Genomic DNA, 18,024 nt, shown 5'->3' with positions numbered 1-18,024 from the left:
GTTCAATGGGTCTGTGCGGCCACGCGGATGTTCACCGGTAGCTCGCCGTTCATGTTCGTCGTCGGATCCACCACAGCGCTGCGCAGGTGCGGGTTGAAGGGTACCGCGCCAGGCTTGTAGGGTGTGGTCGTACCGTACACGCCGACATCCGTACCGTCCGTGGCCATTCCGACCCCCGGGCTCACGGCCACCAGGTGCAGATCGTCGCTGAACTCGTAGTTGCCGCTGATCTCATTGACGAAGAGGCTATCGGCCGCGTTCAGGCCAAGCACATTGCCGTTCGTGGCGCCCGGGGTCATGTTGCTCGTCAGGCTGGTGAAGACGCACAGATTGTTCGTAATGGTCGATCCGCTGCTCTGCCAGAACGGCGCACTGCTGTTCCGGGTGAAAATGCAGTTGCTGACGGTCGAGTTCGCGCTGTTGGTGATCCGTCCACCGATGACCGTGCAATGGTCCATGGTAAGGCCTCCGGTGCCGAACGCGCTGATCGGCGCATGCGTGGCGTTCCCCCAATACGTGAAGATCGAGCGCGTTACGAGGGCGGTGCCATCGTAGCCGTAAAAGCGGAAGCGAAAGATGCACTCGTCGATCACCGTCTCCGATCCAGCGCCGAGGTGGGCGTACGAGTTGAATTCGCAGCGCTGGAAGACGATGCCGGTGGGAGAGAAGTTCGCCGTCCCGTCGCCATACTGCATCGTGTTGCTGAAGCGGATGCCGGTGAAGCTGCTGCCCGAGCCGGCGGTGTGCACCTGGGTGGCCCCGGAGGTGTTGATGGTCGTGATGGTGGTGACGCTGCTGCTGTCCGGGTGGATGCCGGCGCCTACGAAGTGCAGCGGTTTGTCCACCACGATGTTGCCGGACACCGTGAACGTGCCACCGCTCAGGTAGAGGTGGTCGTCCGGTTGGGCGGCCGCCACCGCAGCGGCAAGGTCAGAGAAGACCTGGGGGGCACCGGTGCCTTGTACGACAATTCGTACGAATTGCGCGGAGCCCGAGACCCCCACGAGGGAGGCCAGGGCGGTTAGGAGGAGGGTACGATGGTTCATGTGCTTTTTGGTTCTGGTTCGTGGGTTCAGGCGCGCGCCGCCAGCAGTCCGTACCGCAGCGCCATCGCCACGGCCTCGGTGTTGGTGCGTACGCCCAATTTCGTGTAGATGTGGCGCAGATGAGTGCTTACCGTCTGGAAACCGATCCCCAGCCGGTCCGCGATCATTTTGTAGCTCAGCCCCGCCACCAGCGCCTGCAGCACCTGGTGCTCACGCGGGCTCAAGCGCACCTCCTGTCGAGCCTCGTGCCGCATCACCTGCACCTGCACACGCTCCACGCCTGGGTGCATCGGCACGCATGGCGGTCGGTTCAGCAGACCGGTGATGAGGTCCTCCACCGGCATCGCACCGTCCAGGGTGATCATGTGGCCGTTGCGGACCATCGGTCCCTCGGGCTCTCCGTCCGGAAGGTCGATCACGGCGATCACGACCCGGCGGCTAACGGCCGTTGGCCTGGCCGAGGGGGTGGGGAGTGTGCGTTCCATGCCCCTTCATCGGGATGGGTCCGCGGATGTGAACGATCGGGCGGAAAGAATAACCCACTGTTCACATTGCGCGACCTTCCCCGATGATGATCCGGATGCCAGTTCCAACGCCACCCATGGACCCGCTCGGCCTTTCGCCGTATCATCGCGTGGCCAGCCCGTGCCTACGCCAGCGCACTCCCGCCCTTTGGCCGACGATCGGCTCATCGGCCTCCTGCGGAACGACCCCGCCAGCATCCGTGCGCTCTATACCGCGCACTTCGGTACGGTACGGCGGTTCGTGCTGGCCAATTCAGGCACGGGAGATGATGCACGGGACGTGTTCCAGGAGGCCATCACCGTGCTCTGGCTCCGTGCCCGCGATGGCACCCTGTCCACCGGCACCGACCCCGGCGCCCTCCTCTTCAGCATCGCCCGCAACAAATGGCTGGACACCGTCCGGTCCGCCGCCCACCGCCACATGAACGTCGTGCACGATCAACGCATGCACGCAGCGGCCTTCGAGCCGGACGACGGCGTGGAGGACCGGTTGACCCGGCTCCGGGCCATCTATGAACGGTTGGATGACAAGTGCCGCACCGTCCTGGACCGGTTCTACTTCCAACGGAAGGACCTGTCCACCATCGCACATGAACTGGGCGTGGAGGAGGAGAGCATCCGCACCATCAAGTACCGCTGCATGATGAAACTGCGTGCGCACCGGAACGCCATCGGAGGCGAAGATCACGAGCAGGGATGAGCAACGGAGCCCTGGACCGGACCACCTTCGAGGCCATCGAGGCCTACGTGCTGGACCGCATGAGCGCGGCGGAGCGCGCTGGATTCGAGCAGCGGCTGGCCTCGGACCCGGCGCTGCGCGCCGAGCTGGACCTGGAGCGCGAGCACATCCTGGCCGTTGAACTGGGCGGGCTGCAGCGCACGTTGCAGGCGATCGGGGAGGTGGAGCTGCGCAAAGGCGGAGGACCCGCATGGGGCGGGCTGCTCAAGTACGCTGCGGGCTTCGCCTTGCTGCTTGGCGTGGCCGTTTGGTGGATGTTGCGGCCCTCGGACCCCGAGCGGCTCTTCGCCGAGCACTTCGTGGTGGATCCCGGCCTGCCGGTGGCCATGAGCGTCACCGATGATCCGGTCTTCGCGGATGCCATGGTGTCCTTCAAGGAGGGTCGCTATGCGGATGCCCGCTCGCGCTGGGCCTCCCTCCTGAAGGAGCGGCCCGGGAGCGATACCCTTCAGTACTACGTCGCCGCCGCCTTGATGGCCGAAGGTGACCTGCCCGGTGCCATCCCCCTCCTGGAACCGCTGGCCGCCGCACCTGCGTCGCCCTTCCTCCACAAGGCCCGGTGGTATCTCTTTCTGGCCTACCTGCGCACAGGTGAGACCGACAAGGCCGCCGCCCTTCCGGTGGAGGAGGATCCCTTGCGGGGCGATCAGGCCCGTGCGATCAAGCAACAGCTGAAGGCACGATGACCCGGTGGCTGTTCCTCCTCGCAGGAGCGCTGCCTTTTGCACTGCCGGCGCAGGACCTCGCGGCCGTGGCCGCGCGCCATGCGCGCATCAGCGCCCTGTACGAGGCCGGGGACCACGCCGGTGTGATCCGTGAAGTGGAGGCCCAGCTGCGCGAGGTGCCGGGCACACCCTACGCGGACTCCCTGCATCGCTACCTCTACAAGTTCGCCCGTGCGCAGCGCAAGGTGAACGGACCGGAGGCCGGGATCGCAGCAGGCGAGCGGATCCTCGGTCGCGTGCGCGAGCGCGGAGCGGCGAGGAACGAACTGGAGGCGCTCTTCGACCTCAGCTGGGTGTACTACGAGGCCGGTCAGGCCCGTGAATGCGCCCGTGTCGACTCGCTCGCCGTGCTGGTCGCCGACGCCGACCCCTCGATCCCGTTCGGCCAGAAAGGCCGCGCCCGTCAATACCTGGCCTTCGACCACAGCATCCTGGGCGACCACGAGCGTTCGGCCCACTGGGCCCGGGAAGCCCTCAAGCAGTATGGGCGCGCGGACTCCGTGCCGGCGATCCAGTGGGCGGAAGCGTACACGGCGGTCGGCGTCGCCTGCTGGCACCTGGGGCGCATCCGCGAGGCCGAGGGCCAGTATGCAAGGGCCCTTGAGGTGCTGGACGACCGCACCGATGAGGCCAGCATCGCACGCAGAGGGAGCACCTATGGGAACCTGGGCGTCCTCTGGCAGAGCGCCGGCGACCTTCCACGGGCCTTGGCCTACTATCAGGATGCCCTGCGGCAAAGCGATCGCTTGGTGCGCACCACCTCCGATGCGTTCACCCGCGATGAGGCCATCGTCAGCCGGTCGCGCACCTACCTCAACCTGTCCACCGTGTATTTCGAGCTTGGCGATCACGGGCGTGCGCGGGAACTGCTGGACCTCTGCTGGCGCGATCGCAGCAGTGTCCTCGCGCAGGACGACCCCCAGCTCATCGCCGTCAAGGAACGGTTCGCCGACCTGGAGCTAGGCGCGGGCGATGCGGGCAACGCATTTCCCCTGCAGCTGGAGTACGTGCGTTCCGCCGAGGAGCGGTTCGGCAGGTCCAGCGAGGAGTACATCCGGGCGGCCATCAAGTTGGGCTCCATCCTGGTGCGTCAGGGGCGCTACATGGCGGCGGACTCCCTCTTCACACGAAGCATCGCCGCCTGTCAGAAGAGCCGGGACCCGGCGATCGACCCGGAGCTGGCCCGTTGCGTGCGTGAACGTGCCTCCATGCGTGCGCGCCAGGGCCGGTGGGAGGAAGCGCGGACAGAGCTGCAGCGCGCCCGGACCATCCTCGAAGGCATCCACGGCAGTGCGCATCATCAGGTGGCCGAGGTGGAGATCCAGCTTGCCGAGGTCGCCTTCGAGGCCGGCGATCCCCGGGGTGCGCTCGGGCATGCGGAGGAGGCCCTGCGCATCCTGAACGCCCGGGTGCGCGCGGCCCGCTCCGACCCCTTGCCTCAGGCCTTCCCCTTGCCCCAGGCCTTCCCCGCACCCCGGCTGCTGCCCGATGCGGTCTACTGGAAGGTGCGGGCCTCACGTGCCCTGGCGCCCGCCGGCCATGCGCATGGGGACGCGTGGGACGCCGATCTGGACCTGGCCATCACCGCCCTGGCCCGGAACCGCTCGGCCGTGCAGGATGCCGCATCCCGACTGCACCTCATGGCCGCCCAGAAGCGCCTCTTCGAGCTCGCCCAGGAGGTCGCCCATGACGCGTACGCGGAAGCTCCTTCGTCGGACCGCCTCGAGCGCTTCCTGCATCTGGCGGAGGCGGACCGCTCGGTGCTGCTCAAAGCCCGGTTGAACACGTTCGCCGGACTGCGCTATGCCGGCCTGCCGGATTCCCTGGTCGCCCGCGAGCAGGAGCTCATCCAGGCCCTCGCCATCGATGCCGATCACCCTTCGTCAGCCCTGGGTCTGGACCGGCGGGAGGCCGAGCTGCGGGACCTGCTGAGGATGATCGCCGAACAGCATCCCCGGTACTTTGCGCTCCGCCACGGCGAACCCACGGTGACCCTGAAGCAGGTGCGGGAGAAGCTTGTGACCCCGCAACGACCCTTGCTTGCGTACACCGCGCATGAGGAGCATCTGTACATCCTGGTCATCCGGAGCGACACCGCCATCCTGGTCCGCACCGATGGAAAGGGCCTTGCGGCCGATGTGCGTGCGTTCAATGAGTCCATCGGGAGCAGGGATGCGGTCCGCGGCATCGCCTCGGCGCATCGGCTCCATCAAAGGCTCATCGCCCCGGTGGCCGATGCCCTCACCGGCGGCGAACTGCTGATCATCCCCGATGGTCCGCTTCACCAGGTCAGTTTCGAGGCGCTGGTGGACGCACCTTGTGTCCCGTCACGGATGAGCGAACACGTGCTGCTGCGTCGGTACGCCATCGCCTACCTGCTCTCCGCCACCACCGCCGTTCAGTTCGCCGACCTCGCGCGGGAGCGCACAGGCAGGACCCTTGCGCTCGCGCCCGGATTCACCGACGAGGTCAAACGCAACTACGTGGAGCGCATCGCGGACAGCACGCGCATCGACAGGCGCTTCCTGTCGTATGTCCGGCAGCCCTTCGCATTGAGCACCGCGGCGGGGTTGGGCCGGTCCTGGTCCGCCACGCTCCTGCTGGGCAGTGCGGCCAGTGAACAGGCGCTGCGCGATCGTGCCGCGGACCACGGCGTCATTCATCTGGGTACGCATGCCGAACTGCATCCATCCGATCCGATGTACGCGCGGCTCGTGCTGAGCAAAGGCGGTGCGGAAGGAGGTACGGATGACGACGGCTATTTGCATGCCTATGAGATCTACGAGCTGGACCTCCGTGCCCAGCTCGCCGTGCTCACGGCGTGTGAGACCGGCAGCGGTCGGGAGGACGTGGGTGAGGGGGTGCGCTCCATCGGCCACAGCTTCGCCTATGCCGGCTGCCCAAGCCTGGTGATGGCGCTGTGGAGCATCGATGAGAAGGTGTCCTCGGAGATCGTCACACGCTTCTACGAACACCTCGCCGACGGCCTGCCGAAGCATGAGGCGCTTCGGTTGGCGAAGCTGGAGCACCTCGATGCAGCGAAGGATGAGCTCCTTCTACCATATTACTGGGCAGGCCTGGTCCTGGTCGGAGATGTGCGACCCGTGCAGTTCGAACGGAGCTTTCCCTGGATCTGGCTTGTGATGGGCGTCGGCGCCTGCCTGGCGTTGTGGCTCGGATGGCGGTGGTGGCCACGTCACCGCCGTTCAACGCGCTGAACGCACGAAGGGCCGCCCCGTGAGGAGCGGCCCTTCGCCTTGAAGGTCGTTCAGCTTACTGGCGGACCAGGCGCTGGGTGTAGAGGCGCTCGCCCACGCGGACGTTCACCATGTACACGCCAGGGGCGAGGTAGGCCATGTCCATCGTGTGCACGAAGGCACCACCCGGAGCGGCGATCTGCTCGGCCATCACGCGCTTGCCGAAGATGTCCATCACGTCGATGTCCATCCGCTCGGCGGCAGCGATGCCGTCGAAGGCCACGTTCACCACCTCACCCCGGTTCGGGTTCGGGTAGAGGCTCATGGTCACGTTGCTGGCCTCGTCGAAGAGGACGGCCTCACGACCGGCACCACCCGGGGTGTTGAGACGGAAGCGGCAGGCCGGACCGAACGCGGTGTAGTTGCCACCCACCAGGGCGCGCACACGCACGTTCAGGTCGAGGTCGGCGGGCACCGGGAGGGTCACCAGGTTGGCGGGCACCAGGTTCTGCGTGGTCTTGAACACACGACGGCTGTAGGAGCCGTGGGGGTCGAAGATCCAGAACTGGTAGCCGCTGGCACCCGGGTAGAAGCTGGCGTAGATCTGGGTGCTGGTGCTGTAGGTCAGGTTCGTGCGGTCGCAGCTGGCGTTGATCAGGCGCGCCACGCTAAGCGGCAGGCAGAACTCGTTGATCACGCTGCTGGTGCTGGTGAAGGAACCGTTGGCGTCCACGATGCGGCGGCCGTTGGCATCGGTGAGGACGTAGCCACCACCGTTGATGCCATCACCACCGGCGTCGTTCACGATCAGGCGGTAGCAGATCTGGTTGAGGCAGAGGGTCTCGGTGACGATGCTGCCGGCCTGACCGTTCTGGTAGGGACCACCGGACAGGATCACCGTGGTACCGGTCTCGTCGCGCACCTCCCAGGTGGTCTCAGCCCCGTTGTTGTCCAGGGTGATGTCCAGCGTGAGGATCTCGGTGCAGTTGCCGAGCGGGGTGCCGGCGCAGGTGCAGTTCGCGTCGTACACATCGTTGATCGTGGCCGCGTTGCCGTCGTCGCACGCGCTGCCCGGCAGAGCGGAACCACCCGGCACGCCGAGGCAGTCGATCACCTCACCGATGCAGTTGCAGTTGGCATCCCAGGTGTCGTTGCCGGTCTGGGCCTGGCCGTCGTCGCAGGGGGTACCCGGCAGGGCGGATCCGCCCGGCACACCCAGGCAGTCGTTGGCCAGTTGGCCCACACAGGTGCAGTTGGCATCCCAGGTGTCGTTGCTGCTGTTGGGGTTGCCGTCGTCGCAGGCGGTACCCGGCAGGGCGCTGCCGCCCGGGGTGCCTTCGCAGTCGATCAGCTGACCCACGCACACGCAATTGGCATCCCACAGGTCGTTGCCGGTGGTGGCGAGGCCGTCATCGCAGGGCGTACCCGGTTGAGCAGGGCCGCCCGGTGCGCCCAGGCAGTCGTTGGCCAGTTGGCCCACGCAGTTGCAATTGGCATCGTAGGTGTCGTTGCTGCTGTTGGGGTTGCCATCGTCGCAGGCGGTGCCCGGAAGAGCGGAACCACCCGGCACACCGAGGCAGTCGATCAGCTGGCCCACGCAGGTGCAGTTGGCATCCCAGGTGTCGTTGCCGGTGGTGGCGAGGCCATCATCGCAGGCGGTGCCCGGCAGGGCGCTGCCACCCGGGGTGCCTTCGCAGTCGATCAGCTGACCCACGCACACGCAGTTCGCATCCCACAGGTCGTTGCCGGTGGTGGCGAGGCCGTCATCGCAGGGCGTACCCGGCTGGGCAGGACCACCCGGCACGCCGAGGCAGTCGTTGGCCAGGGTGCCGCTGCAGGTGCAATTGGCATCCCAGGTGTCGTTGCTGCTGTTGGGGTTGCCATCGTCGCAGGCGGTGCCGGGGAGGGCGCTGCCGCCCGGGGTGCCTTCGCAGTCGATCAGCAGGCCCACGCAGGTGCAGTTCGCATCCCAAGTGTCGTTGCCGGTGGTGGCGAGACCGTCATCACAGGCGGTGCCGGGGAGGGCGCTGCCGCCCGGGGTGCCTTCGCAGTCGATCAGCAGGCCCACGCAGGTGCAGTTCGCATCCCAGGTGTCGTTGCCGGTGGTGGCGAGGCCATCATCGCAGGCGGTACCCGGCAGGGCGCTGCCGCCCGGGGTGCCTTCGCAATCGATCAGCTGACCGACGCAGGTGCAGTTGGCATCGTAGGTATCGTTACCGGTGGTGGCCAGGCCGTCATCGCAGGCGGTGCCCGGAAGAGCGCTGCCGCCCGGGGTGCCTTCGCAGTCGATCAGCTGACCCACGCACACGCAGTTCGCGTCCCAGGTATCGTTACCCGTGGTGGCGAGACCGTCATCGCAGGCGGTTCCCGGCACGGCCGGACCACCCGGAACACCGTTGCAATCCGGAGGAAGGGCCTGCGGGTAGGTGAGGAGGGGGCTCACCACTTCGCCGGCGCCGGCCTGGTTCCACACGTAGGTCTCCAGGTTGCTGTTGGGGTCGCTCAGCTGCACGTTGATGTGGAAGCTGAAGGTGCCGTCCGTGGTGAACTGGCCGATGAGCACGCGGTTGGTGCCGCTGGGGTCCACACCCTGGCTGGCAGGCAGCGTGGTCCAGGCATCGTTGATCACCTGCAGGCTGCTGGCCGATCCGGTCAGGGCCGCGAAGTCGATCAGACCGCTGATGTTGTAGGTCAGCGCGGGGCCCGTGCCCGGAATGCTGCCGTCGTTGCCCGTGAAGCCCGGGTACACACCGCAGGTGGTGAGGTCACCGTCCGTGTCGGCCGTGCGCAGCACACCGAACTGCTGGGTGGCCACACCGCAACCCGCCGTGCCGCCGGCGGTACCGGTGGTGTTCACGGTGATGTAGCTGTCGAAGGCCGTACCCTCATCGATGCGACGCGTCTGGGCCGGGAGCTCCGATCCGAAGTTGTCGTCGTTCCAGAAGGTCGTCGTCGTGGAGAAATCCAGCGGGTTGAGGCTCACGCCGCTCCCGGGAAAGGTCTCCGGCGCGCCGAACACCTGGTTCAGCTTGTAGCCGGGCAGCATGTCCACATACACCCGGTACACCTTGGATCCCGGGGCGATCGTGAAGCTGCTGTTGCCGAGGTCGTTGTTGAGGAAGTCGGCATCGGCCTGCGTCACCGTGTGGTACTCCTCCACGATGATGCCTTCCAGGCCCTGGGCCTGGGCCACCAAGGTGCCGCAACAAAGGGCGGTCCCCAGCAGGAGTTGTTTGAATGTCTGGTTCATGGTTGGAATGGTTAAGAAGGGACGGTGCACCCGGGGAGGGGATCGGGGCGGACCCGCCTCCCCGGGGACCGTTCAGGGGGTCGCTTAGTAGCAGGTGTTGTTGAAGGCGTTCACGAACAGGCCGAAGTCGGTGGCGTTCACGATGCCGTCGCGGTTCAGGTCACCGGTGCAGCCGGCGGAGGCGGCCACGTCGAGGCCGATCTGGGCGGCGAGCGTCCAGCCCTCGGTCCAAGGGGTTGCGCCGGGCTGGAAGGCGCCACGGTACTTCGCACCGGTGAAGAAGCCGTCCACCGGAGGGGTCAAGGTGGTCTGCGCGGCCACCGCACCAGCGGGAGGCACCGGGTTCACACGGTCCGTCAGGCTGTTGTTCGCGCCCATCGTGTAGGTGGCGTCGATCAGGGCGTTGGCGCCCACGCTCAGGTTGCCGTCAGCAGCGAACTTGGTCTGCTCGGGACTTCCAGCGGCAGGCACCACATTGTTGATGCGAAGCGGTGTGCCCACCTCCTGGAAGGTGCAGTTCTTCACGTTGAACGTGTTCGCGTTCCAAGCGGCACCCACTTCGGTGGTCATGTTCAAGCCACGTGCGAAGCGGGCGAAGATGCTGTTGGTGATGCTGCCCAGCGTCCGCTCCTTGGCCTCGATCGCCTCGTCGTTCAGGTTGCGCGCGATGATGGTGGCGTTGTAGACGATGGGGTTGGACTTGATCCCGGTGTTCGTGGCGGCGTCGTCGCCATCGCACTCGAAGCCGTTGTCGCCCTGGTTGTTCGCACCGCCGCTGTTGTCCGGACCCTGAATGCCGTACACGAACTGAAGCTTGCCGTTCCAGCCGTTGTCCCAGTCGATGTAGTCGTCGTCGCAGTGGAAGGCCACCAGGTTCTTGGCGTTCACCGTGCCGCCGAAGAACTCGAAGCCGTCGTCCTTGTTGGCCACCACTTCCACGTGGTCGATCGTGGTGCCGGTGCCCACGCCGCCCAGGGTCAGGCCGTTGATCTCGTTGTTCGCGCCGATGATCTCGCCGCCGTGGCGCAGGCTCACGTAGCGGATGACTCCGCTGTTGTCATCGTTGATCTCCGTGCCCACCGGGTTGCCGAACTCGTGGCGCGGGTCACCCACGGCCAGGCCCTCGATCGAGCCCACGCCGTTCACGGCCGTCTCCGTCGGGTCATTGTCCGTGTTCTGCTTGTTGGTGTAAGCGCGGCCCAGCACCACCAGGCTGCCCCACTGTCCTCGGTTCAGCACGGAGTAGGAACCGTCGAGCGGGTCGTTCACGGAGGTCATGATGATCGGGCAGGCCTCGCTTCCGTTCGCCCAGATCTGGCCGTCGCGTGCCACGATGATGGCGTGTGCGGCTCCGACATTGCTCTGCGCCTTGATCACCGTGCCTGGCTCGATGTACAGGTCCTGGCCGGCGTTCACGTACAGGCGCGTGTCCAAGATGTACAGGTTGTTGCAGGTCAGCGTGGTCGCCGCATTGATCAGGTTGTCGTTGGCGTCCACCAAAGTGGACACGTTCACTGGCGTGCGGGCGGCCACGTCCGGACAGCCACACGCGCTGCCCACCGCTTGCGCGGAGGCCGCATGACCTGCGGCGGCCAGGCCGGCCACCATCAGCGTTCGATTCAGGTTCTTCATGGTCTGGAAAGAGTTAGGGTTTTTGGGGGGTTGGGGGTTCGGTTTCAGATGGGACAAAACTGTCCGCACCCGACCCCATGCGGCGTTACTGCCACGCTATCCTTTGCTTATGGATCGTGGCTTTTCGTGTGAACTGTGATCTTCCTCCGGTCACATGGGGTTAACACAGCGCGGATCGCATCAGGCACACTTCACCCACCACCCACAAGGCATGGGTCGTGCCCAAGAGCAAGGGTTCAGGGGCGGGCCGCCCCCGCGGATCCCTTGAGGATCGGCAGCACCAGGTCGCCCGGTTCGCTCGCTACCGTGGCCACGCAGCGCACCAGGCTGCCGTCCGGTCGCTTCACCTGGACGTTCAATGTGTACTCCAGCGTCCCGCTCGTGGTGAACTGTCCGATGAGGACCACTCCTTCGTCGGAGAGCCCGCTGGTGCCTCCAAGGATGGCCCAGGCACCGTTCATGGTATGCACGCAGCAACCGGGGATCGTTCCCAGGTAGCCCGGCTCCATCAACATGTTCACCACCTGGGGTACACTGTCCATCTCGACGAGGCCATCGTCGCTTCCATCGGCCACATCCAGTTCGCGCGGAATACCCCAGTGCCGGTCACTTGCCGCGCCGATGGTCAACCAGGAATCGTATGCATCGTCCCCTTGAAGGATGTCGCGATGGTGGATCCGGTCGCCGTACTTCACGCTGTTCGTGGAGTTCACGAAATGCGTCGTGGTGCGGATCATCAGCTCATTGAGCTCTTCGCCGAACACCATGTTGAGCCGGTGACCTTCGGCAAGGTCAATGAACAGCCGGTAGGTCACCAGGTCCTCACCACGCGTCGCGTCGGGCCTGACGGCGAAGCGTTCAACAAGGACCGCCTCGATAGGGTCCTGGCACCGCACCGTCGACATCGCGATCAGCGGACCGCAGACGAGGATGGCCAACCTGCAGCGCATGGTCAACGCTTCACCACGCGCTTCACCTCGCGTGCACCGCCATGCACCACCTCCAGGAAGTAGATGCCGCTCGCGGCGTTCCCCAGGTCGATCTTTCCGCTCCAGCGCTCACCGAGCGCACCCAGATCGCGCGACTCCACCAGCTGGCCGAGCGCCGTGCGCAGTTCGAACGATGCGCGCTCTCCGACAGCGCCGTGGATCCCCACGGTGAAGCGGTCGACCACGGGGTTCGGGTGCACGGTCACAAGGACGTCGCCCGTGGCAAGCTCCTCGACGCCGACGACCCCGCTGCACACACAGCCGGGTTGCCAGGTGTCGTTCACCGAGTTCGGGTCACCATCATCGCACGGCTGGCCGGGCAGGGCATTGCCACCAAGGACACCTTCGCAGTCCTCGCCCACGCACGCGCAATTGGCATCGAACACATCATTCGAGGTGTCCGCGTTGCCGTCATCACAGGGAGTTCCCGGCAGGGCGCTTCCGCCCGGCACACCGAGGCAGTCCACCTGCTGGCTGCTTGAATCGAAGCACAACCAGGGGAAGCTGAACTTGTTGTCCGCGTTGTATCCGCCGCCGATCGTGTCGGAGGGGATGATGGTGGCGTAGTACTCCAGGATCTCGTGGCAGTTCGGGTCATTGCATACCAGGCTGTCCGGGATCCGCACCCAGAGGTTGAGGCAGAAGGTGAAGGTCCCGTCGGTCGTGAACTGGCCGAGCAGGATCTTGTTGGAGGCCGTGGGTCCTTCGATGTTGCCGATGTTGCTGCTCCAGGCGAAGTTGTCCGAGGTATAGCTGCTGCCGTTGACGTCATTGAAGATGGTCGGTGCCAGGCCCACGGAAAGGATGCCCGGCGGCGTTCCTGCGAGCAGACCGTCCGCTTGCGTGAGCGGGATGCCCGCCAGTGGATCGGTGTTCACCAGCATCGGGGTGCCGGTGCTGCCCCCGTCGTTGTTGATCAAGATCGACCCATCGGTGTCCTCGTCCTTGGGTACACCCCAGTGCGCATCGCTCGCTGCCCCGATGGTCAGCCAGCTGTCGATGGCCACCGAGTTCTTGTTGATATGGATGTCGTTGATGTCCACGGCCCAGGCCTCTCCGCGATCATCGTTGTAGAAGAACGTGGTCGTGGTATTGAAGCTGATGTCGTGGCCGGGGAACCCGCCCACGGTGATCAGCTTGTACCCCTCCTTGAGGTCGGCGTAGACGCGGTAGGTCACCTCACCCGCATCCAGGTCGCTGCTGCCGTCGGTGTCGGATGCGTCGTTCGCGTCGGACACATAGTAGCGCTCCACCAGGATGTTCTCCAGACCGCTGGGGTCGGGCGGGGTGTACTGGGCCAGCGCAGGTGTGACGAGGAGGATCAGGACGGATAGGAGCGGGCGGTGCATGGTTCGTCGGTTGAGCGGGCGAAACTATCGGCGCAGCATTGCGCCCATCGGAGGGCTGTGTTACCAGATCGTGAAGCTGGTTCATCCTCGGACCAACCGTCTCACGCGGGTCGTATCCGCATCCGCGAGCTGCACCAAGTACAGCCCGGGAGGCAATGCGGAAACGTCCAGAAGCACAGATCCGTCGGGTGTTGCCCCCAACTCCTGCTCGATCATGGTCCTGCCGATCCCGTCGAGCACACGCACGCGCTCCGGATGAAGACCGACCCAGGTGATCGTGAGCAGGTCGCCGCTGGACGGGTTCGGATGAAAGCTCCAGTCGGCGGCGCCACCGTGCGGATCGACGATGCCCACGTCCGGGCAGACGATGGAGATGTCGAGACCATTGCAGTCGTCCGGGCCATAGCAGCACAGCGCGTCCACAGGGAAATTGGCCCCTTGATCAAAGTTGCAGGCCAGGCTGTCCAGGCACCCAAAGACGATGGGCGTGGCGCAGGATCCGTCGTCGCAGCCGGCCGTGGGGTCGAACTCCAGGTAGTTCGGGTCCATGCAGCCGCACTGTGGTGGATACTGTAACAGGCCGCTGGCCACTTCGCCGGTTTGAAGCAGTGTGTCCCGGCACACGTACTTGATCAGGGTGCCGCTCGCCCGTTGGATCTCGATGTTCAGGCAGAAGTTCAGTTCGCCGGTGGTGGTGAACTGCCCGATCAGGATGCGGTTCGCCGCGGTCGGACCCGTGACACCGGGAGCGATACAGCTGATCCGCGTGTTGCTGGTCACGAACTCGCCCCCCGCGATGCTGTCCTCGAACAGGCTGTCAGGGCTGAGGCCGGTGACGGCGAAACCGGGTGGCAGGGCGGAACCTCCGTTCAGCGGCACCAGGCCGTCCAGCGAATCGAGCGGGGCGCCTGCGAGAGGATCGACGTTCTGCAACAGGCCCCCGGGGATCATCGCGCTGCCGCCGTCGTTCCCACCCAGGATGCTGCCATCCGGGTCGTCGGCCTTCAGGATGCCGAATTTCTGGTTGCTTCCCGCACCGAGTGAGAACCACGAGTCCAGGGCCACCGTGTTCTCGTCCAACGCACCGTTGTTGATCTCGTGCCCGAAGCTCTTGCCACGGTCGAGGTTGTTGAAGAAGGGTGCGGTGGAACGGACCTCCAGTGCATGTGAGGCATCGCCGTAGACGGCGCGCAGGGCACAGCTGTCGCAGAGGTCCACATACACGCGGTAGGTGCGTGATGGCTCTGCCAGGCCACCGCCGATGGTGTCCGTGGCGTCGTTCGCATCGGAGATGTAATAGGTCTCCACGATGACGTTCTCCAGGTCGCCTTGGGCACGGACCTGCACTGCCATCGTGATGGCGGTAAGAAGCAGGATCGCTCGTGTGGTCATCGGATGGTGTACGAAAGGTTGAGCTGGTATTCGGTACCCCAGCGGTAGCTGTCGAAGTCCGGCCCATAGCCTTCGGCGAAGAGGTGGATTCTGCGCACCGCGGTGTTCAGCAGGTCACGCACCCTGAACTGCAGTCCCCAGTGGGCGCCGAACTGCTTGCCCAGGGTGATATCGACCACATGCCTCGGCATCTCGAAGGAACGCACGGCATCAGGGTCGCCTTCGTTGTTGGTCACCGCAAGCTTCGGGCCCTGCAGGTTGTATGACACGCTGAGGTCCATCTTCAGGCTGTCCAGCGCGTAGGTCAGCATGGTGTTCACGATGTACGGGGCCTGTCCGTACATCGGTGTGCTGTATTTCACCTCGTCACCTGCGATGTACGTGGTCAGGAAGGACCGCGACTCCATCCATGTTAGATTGCCGCGGAGCTCCAGAGGCCGAAGGAGCTTCACCCGTCCCTCCAGTTCCACGCCCACCACGTAGCTGCGGTCGGCGTTGCGCCATGTGATGCCCCCTCCGGAGGTCTGCAGCAGTTCAATGTGGTCGCGGAACGCTTTGTAGAATCCGCTAAGGGACACGTTGGCACCACCGGCGAAGAAATTCTCCAAACGAAGGTCGTAGTTGTCGATCGCCGTCATCCTTAGGTCCGGGTTCCCGAAGACAGGAGCCTGGAAGAGGTAGTCATAGTATTGGACGACGCTGAGCTCGCGGAAACTTGGGCGACCCAGCGACCTGAAGTAGCCCAGGCGCAGGTTCATCGGTGCGCCCTCGTCATTCCTGATGCGATAGATGAGGTTGACGCTCGGCAGCAGGTCCCATTGCTTGATCTCACCAGGGTAGGCCGGCTTGGGCTCCGGTGTCCCTGCTCCGTTGATGGCGAGGTCACCCACGGTGCCTCTGATGCTGTCCTCGCGGGCGACCCCGTCGCGCCAGAATTTGAAAATGTCGCTCAACAGGTCCGTGTTCTCAGCGCGAACGCCGCCTGCGATCCTAAGGCGTGGGGTGAGCGCATAGTCGGTCATCACGTATCCTGCGACCACATGCAGGATGCCGATGTCATTGTCCTTGAAGGTGCCAAATGGGGCGTAGCGTGAGGGGAATCGACCCTCCTCGTTCATCTCGAACCGTCCCGGCTCCTCCCATTGTGTCGGGCCCGGCGCATCAAGCACCACCATGTACTTCTGGTCGTTGCGTCGCTCGTTCCACCGATACCCCCCTCCGAACTTCAGCTTGCGTACCAGCGAAGGATCGTCATCCAGAGGAAGCTCGAACCCGAGCCGCGCGTCGAGCAACCGTTCGTTCAGGAAACGGTAGATACGACCCGGGGGGGTCAGCGCACCGTCCACGTCCGTGATCGGCTGGCTGGGAGGTGGCAGCACGTATTGCACCGTCAGGAAGTCCAACATGTCCCGCTTGCCGGTCGAGTACGACACGTCGGGGGTCACGGTCAGGTTGAGCGCCGGTATCAGATGCTTCCCTCCCAACTGGAAGGCGAACAAGCGTCTCTGCTCCCAGAACTGTTCCTCGGAAATGAAGGTCTCGCCGCTGATGGTGGGATCCAGGAAGGTGATGAACCGCGCGTTGTTCTGCCCCAGGACATTGGCCATCGCCATCAGCGATATGCTGTTGTTGCGGTTCGGGTTCCATGACAGGTTGCCCAGGGCGTTCCATCCATTGGACACCACACTGATCTGTTGCTCGGCTTTGCGCTTGAACTGGTCCCCGGGTTCTTCATCCTCGTACCGCTCGAAGGTCCGCAGGAAGGTTGAGCTTCCGTCGTACTGGGTCTCCGAACTGTAGCGCAGGCCCACGAGGTAGCCGAGCTTTCCCGGCCGTTCGCGGTCACGCCCCAGATCGAGTTGGTTCCCCATGGTGATCCCGAAGTTGTAGTTCGGGTCGCCCGTACCTTGCCCCACCCGCCACCGGCTGTTGTCAAAACGCGTGTTCAGCGAGGCCAGCTCGGCGTTCACCGTGGGGGAGAAGTACCCAAGGTCGTAGGTGGCGTTGTAGGTGTTCACCGCTTGGGAAACAGCCGTGGCGTCGTACAGCAGCGCGGGGGGAAGAAGCCCGAGCTCGGTGAGCGCCAGGTGCTGCAGCGTGCTGCCTGTTGTCATGCTCGTGGTGTTGAACCCGGGCGTGCTCGATGTGATGCCCAGACCGTTCAAATAGCCTTGGAGGCCGAGCAGGCTCAATTGCTGGTAGATGTTCGGCTCCACGAATCGCGGGAAGTCCTCCACATCGTCAGGCATGCCTTCGGGCAGGCCACGTGTCCCGTCATCCCATCCCAGGCGATCGGTGCTGGACGTGCCGGCCGTCACGATGTCCTTGTAGCTTGATTTGGGATTATAGCCGACCGTCATCTGCACGTTCAGGAAGAACTTCTCTGGGTAGTCGCTCGTGTTCATGGAGATGTACGCCCCCGACCAATCACCAGGCACGTCCGGTGTGGCCGTTTTCGTAATAATGATGTTATCCATCAGACCGGTGGGGAAGAGGTCAAGCCGTAGGTTGTTGGTGAACGGGTCAAGCGTGGGTACCCGGCCCCCATTGATCGTGGTGGCCACATAGCGATCGGCCAATCCGCGCACTGTGACGAAGGCCCCAACCGAAGATACCCCGGTCACCCGACGAACCGCCTGCGCCGCATCCCCGTCCCCCGTCCGCACCATCGCGTCCCTTGAGATGAAATCAAAGCTCGTGGCCGAGTTGATCTTCATTCGGTCCAGATAGCCGTCACTGCGCTTGCTCGCCTTATAAGTCACCTCGAACTCCTTAAGCTCGGTGCTTTGCTGGCTGAGCATGACATTGAGGATGATGACCTCACCACCCTTCGGGTCCACCGTCCGCTCCACGGCCTGGAAACCGAAGGAGGCGATGGTGATCACCGCGGGACCGGGGTCCTTGATCGTCAAGGAATAATTCCCGTCCAGGTCCGCCGCCGTACCGACGGTCGGCTTGTCCTTGAGCATCACGGAGGCTCCGATCATGGGCTCCCCGTTCTGGTCGGTCACCTTGCCGCGGATGATGCCCTGTCCATGGATGATGAGCGAACAGCCCAGGGCGATCAACGTTAGTATATGATGCAGCGGCTTCATGCGGGGAGATCGTTCCGGGCGGCGAAGGTGCAGGCCCCGTTTGGGCTGTGCGTTCCGTGGTCGTTAAGCATGATCTATTTCCGACC

At 64.8% G+C, this 18,024-nt stretch carries 11 protein-coding genes; 3 read left to right on the top strand and 8 right to left on the bottom strand.

What is annotated here, in order from left to right:
- Nucleotides 1-2: 2 nt before the first annotated feature.
- Together IPM49_08470 and IPM49_08465 are read right to left on the bottom strand one after the other, a co-directional pair.
- A complete protein-coding gene (locus tag IPM49_08470; GenBank protein MBK9274559.1) occupies nt 3-1,046 on the bottom strand; it encodes a hypothetical protein in 1,044 nt (347 codons plus the stop codon).
- A gap of 26 nt (nt 1,047-1,072) precedes the next feature.
- Nucleotides 1,073-1,531 (bottom strand): response regulator transcription factor, encoded by a 459-nt coding sequence (locus IPM49_08465; GenBank protein MBK9274558.1) that lies wholly within the window; start codon nt 1,529-1,531, stop codon nt 1,073-1,075.
- 160 nt (nt 1,532-1,691) lie between these two features.
- On the opposite strand from IPM49_08465, the gene IPM49_08460 reads away from it, so the two are divergent.
- The 3 genes from IPM49_08460 to IPM49_08450 are packed head-to-tail and all read left to right on the top strand — an operon-like array spanning nt 1,692 to nt 6,252.
- Nucleotides 1,692-2,270, top strand: coding sequence for a sigma-70 family RNA polymerase sigma factor (locus IPM49_08460; GenBank protein ID MBK9274557.1), 579 nt, complete (start codon nt 1,692-1,694; stop codon nt 2,268-2,270).
- Entirely contained in the window at nt 2,267-2,995 is a 729-nt protein-coding gene (locus IPM49_08455) for a hypothetical protein (GenBank protein ID MBK9274556.1), read from the top strand. The genes IPM49_08460 and IPM49_08455 overlap by 4 nt, the downstream gene beginning before the upstream one ends.
- On the top strand, nt 2,992-6,252 hold the full coding sequence (locus IPM49_08450; protein ID MBK9274555.1) for a CHAT domain-containing protein: 3,261 nt from the start codon (nt 2,992-2,994) through the stop codon (nt 6,250-6,252). Before IPM49_08455 ends, IPM49_08450 begins: the two co-directional genes overlap by 4 nt.
- A gap of 55 nt (nt 6,253-6,307) precedes the next feature.
- On the opposite strand, the gene IPM49_08445 is transcribed toward IPM49_08450, so the two are convergent.
- The 6 genes from IPM49_08445 to IPM49_08420 form a co-directional block, all read right to left on the bottom strand.
- Nucleotides 6,308-9,481: a T9SS type A sorting domain-containing protein gene (locus IPM49_08445; protein MBK9274554.1), complete on the bottom strand. Its 3,174-nt coding sequence runs from the start codon at nt 9,479-9,481 to the stop codon at nt 6,308-6,310.
- Between the two features lie 84 nt (nt 9,482-9,565).
- Nucleotides 9,566-11,113 carry a hypothetical protein gene (locus IPM49_08440; GenBank protein MBK9274553.1) on the bottom strand — a complete coding sequence of 516 codons (1,548 nt, stop codon included), beginning with the start codon at nt 11,111-11,113 and terminating at the stop codon, nt 9,566-9,568.
- Nucleotides 11,114-11,349: 236 nt separating this feature from the next.
- Nucleotides 11,350-12,051, bottom strand: a complete 702-nt coding sequence (locus IPM49_08435) for a hypothetical protein (GenBank protein MBK9274552.1) — start codon at nt 12,049-12,051, stop codon at nt 11,350-11,352.
- 14 nt (nt 12,052-12,065) lie between these two features.
- Nucleotides 12,066-13,451 carry a T9SS type A sorting domain-containing protein gene (locus tag IPM49_08430; GenBank protein MBK9274551.1) on the bottom strand — a complete coding sequence of 462 codons (1,386 nt, stop codon included), beginning with the start codon at nt 13,449-13,451 and terminating at the stop codon, nt 12,066-12,068.
- Between the two features lie 81 nt (nt 13,452-13,532).
- Nucleotides 13,533-14,843, bottom strand: coding sequence for a T9SS type A sorting domain-containing protein (locus IPM49_08425; protein MBK9274550.1), 1,311 nt, complete (start codon nt 14,841-14,843; stop codon nt 13,533-13,535).
- The gene (locus IPM49_08420; GenBank protein MBK9274549.1) at nt 14,840-17,938 is read right to left on the bottom strand and encodes an outer membrane beta-barrel protein; all 3,099 of its coding nucleotides are present in this window, start codon (nt 17,936-17,938) and stop codon (nt 14,840-14,842) included. Before IPM49_08420 ends, IPM49_08425 begins: the two co-directional genes overlap by 4 nt.
- Nucleotides 17,939-18,024 lie beyond the last annotated feature (86 nt).

Source organism: Flavobacteriales bacterium (assembly GCA_016715895.1).
Lineage (GTDB): Bacteria > Bacteroidota > Bacteroidia > Flavobacteriales_F > PHOS-HE28 > PHOS-HE28.
The sequence above is the reverse complement of the archived record's forward strand: the minus strand, read 5'-3'. Positions and strand labels throughout refer to the sequence as shown.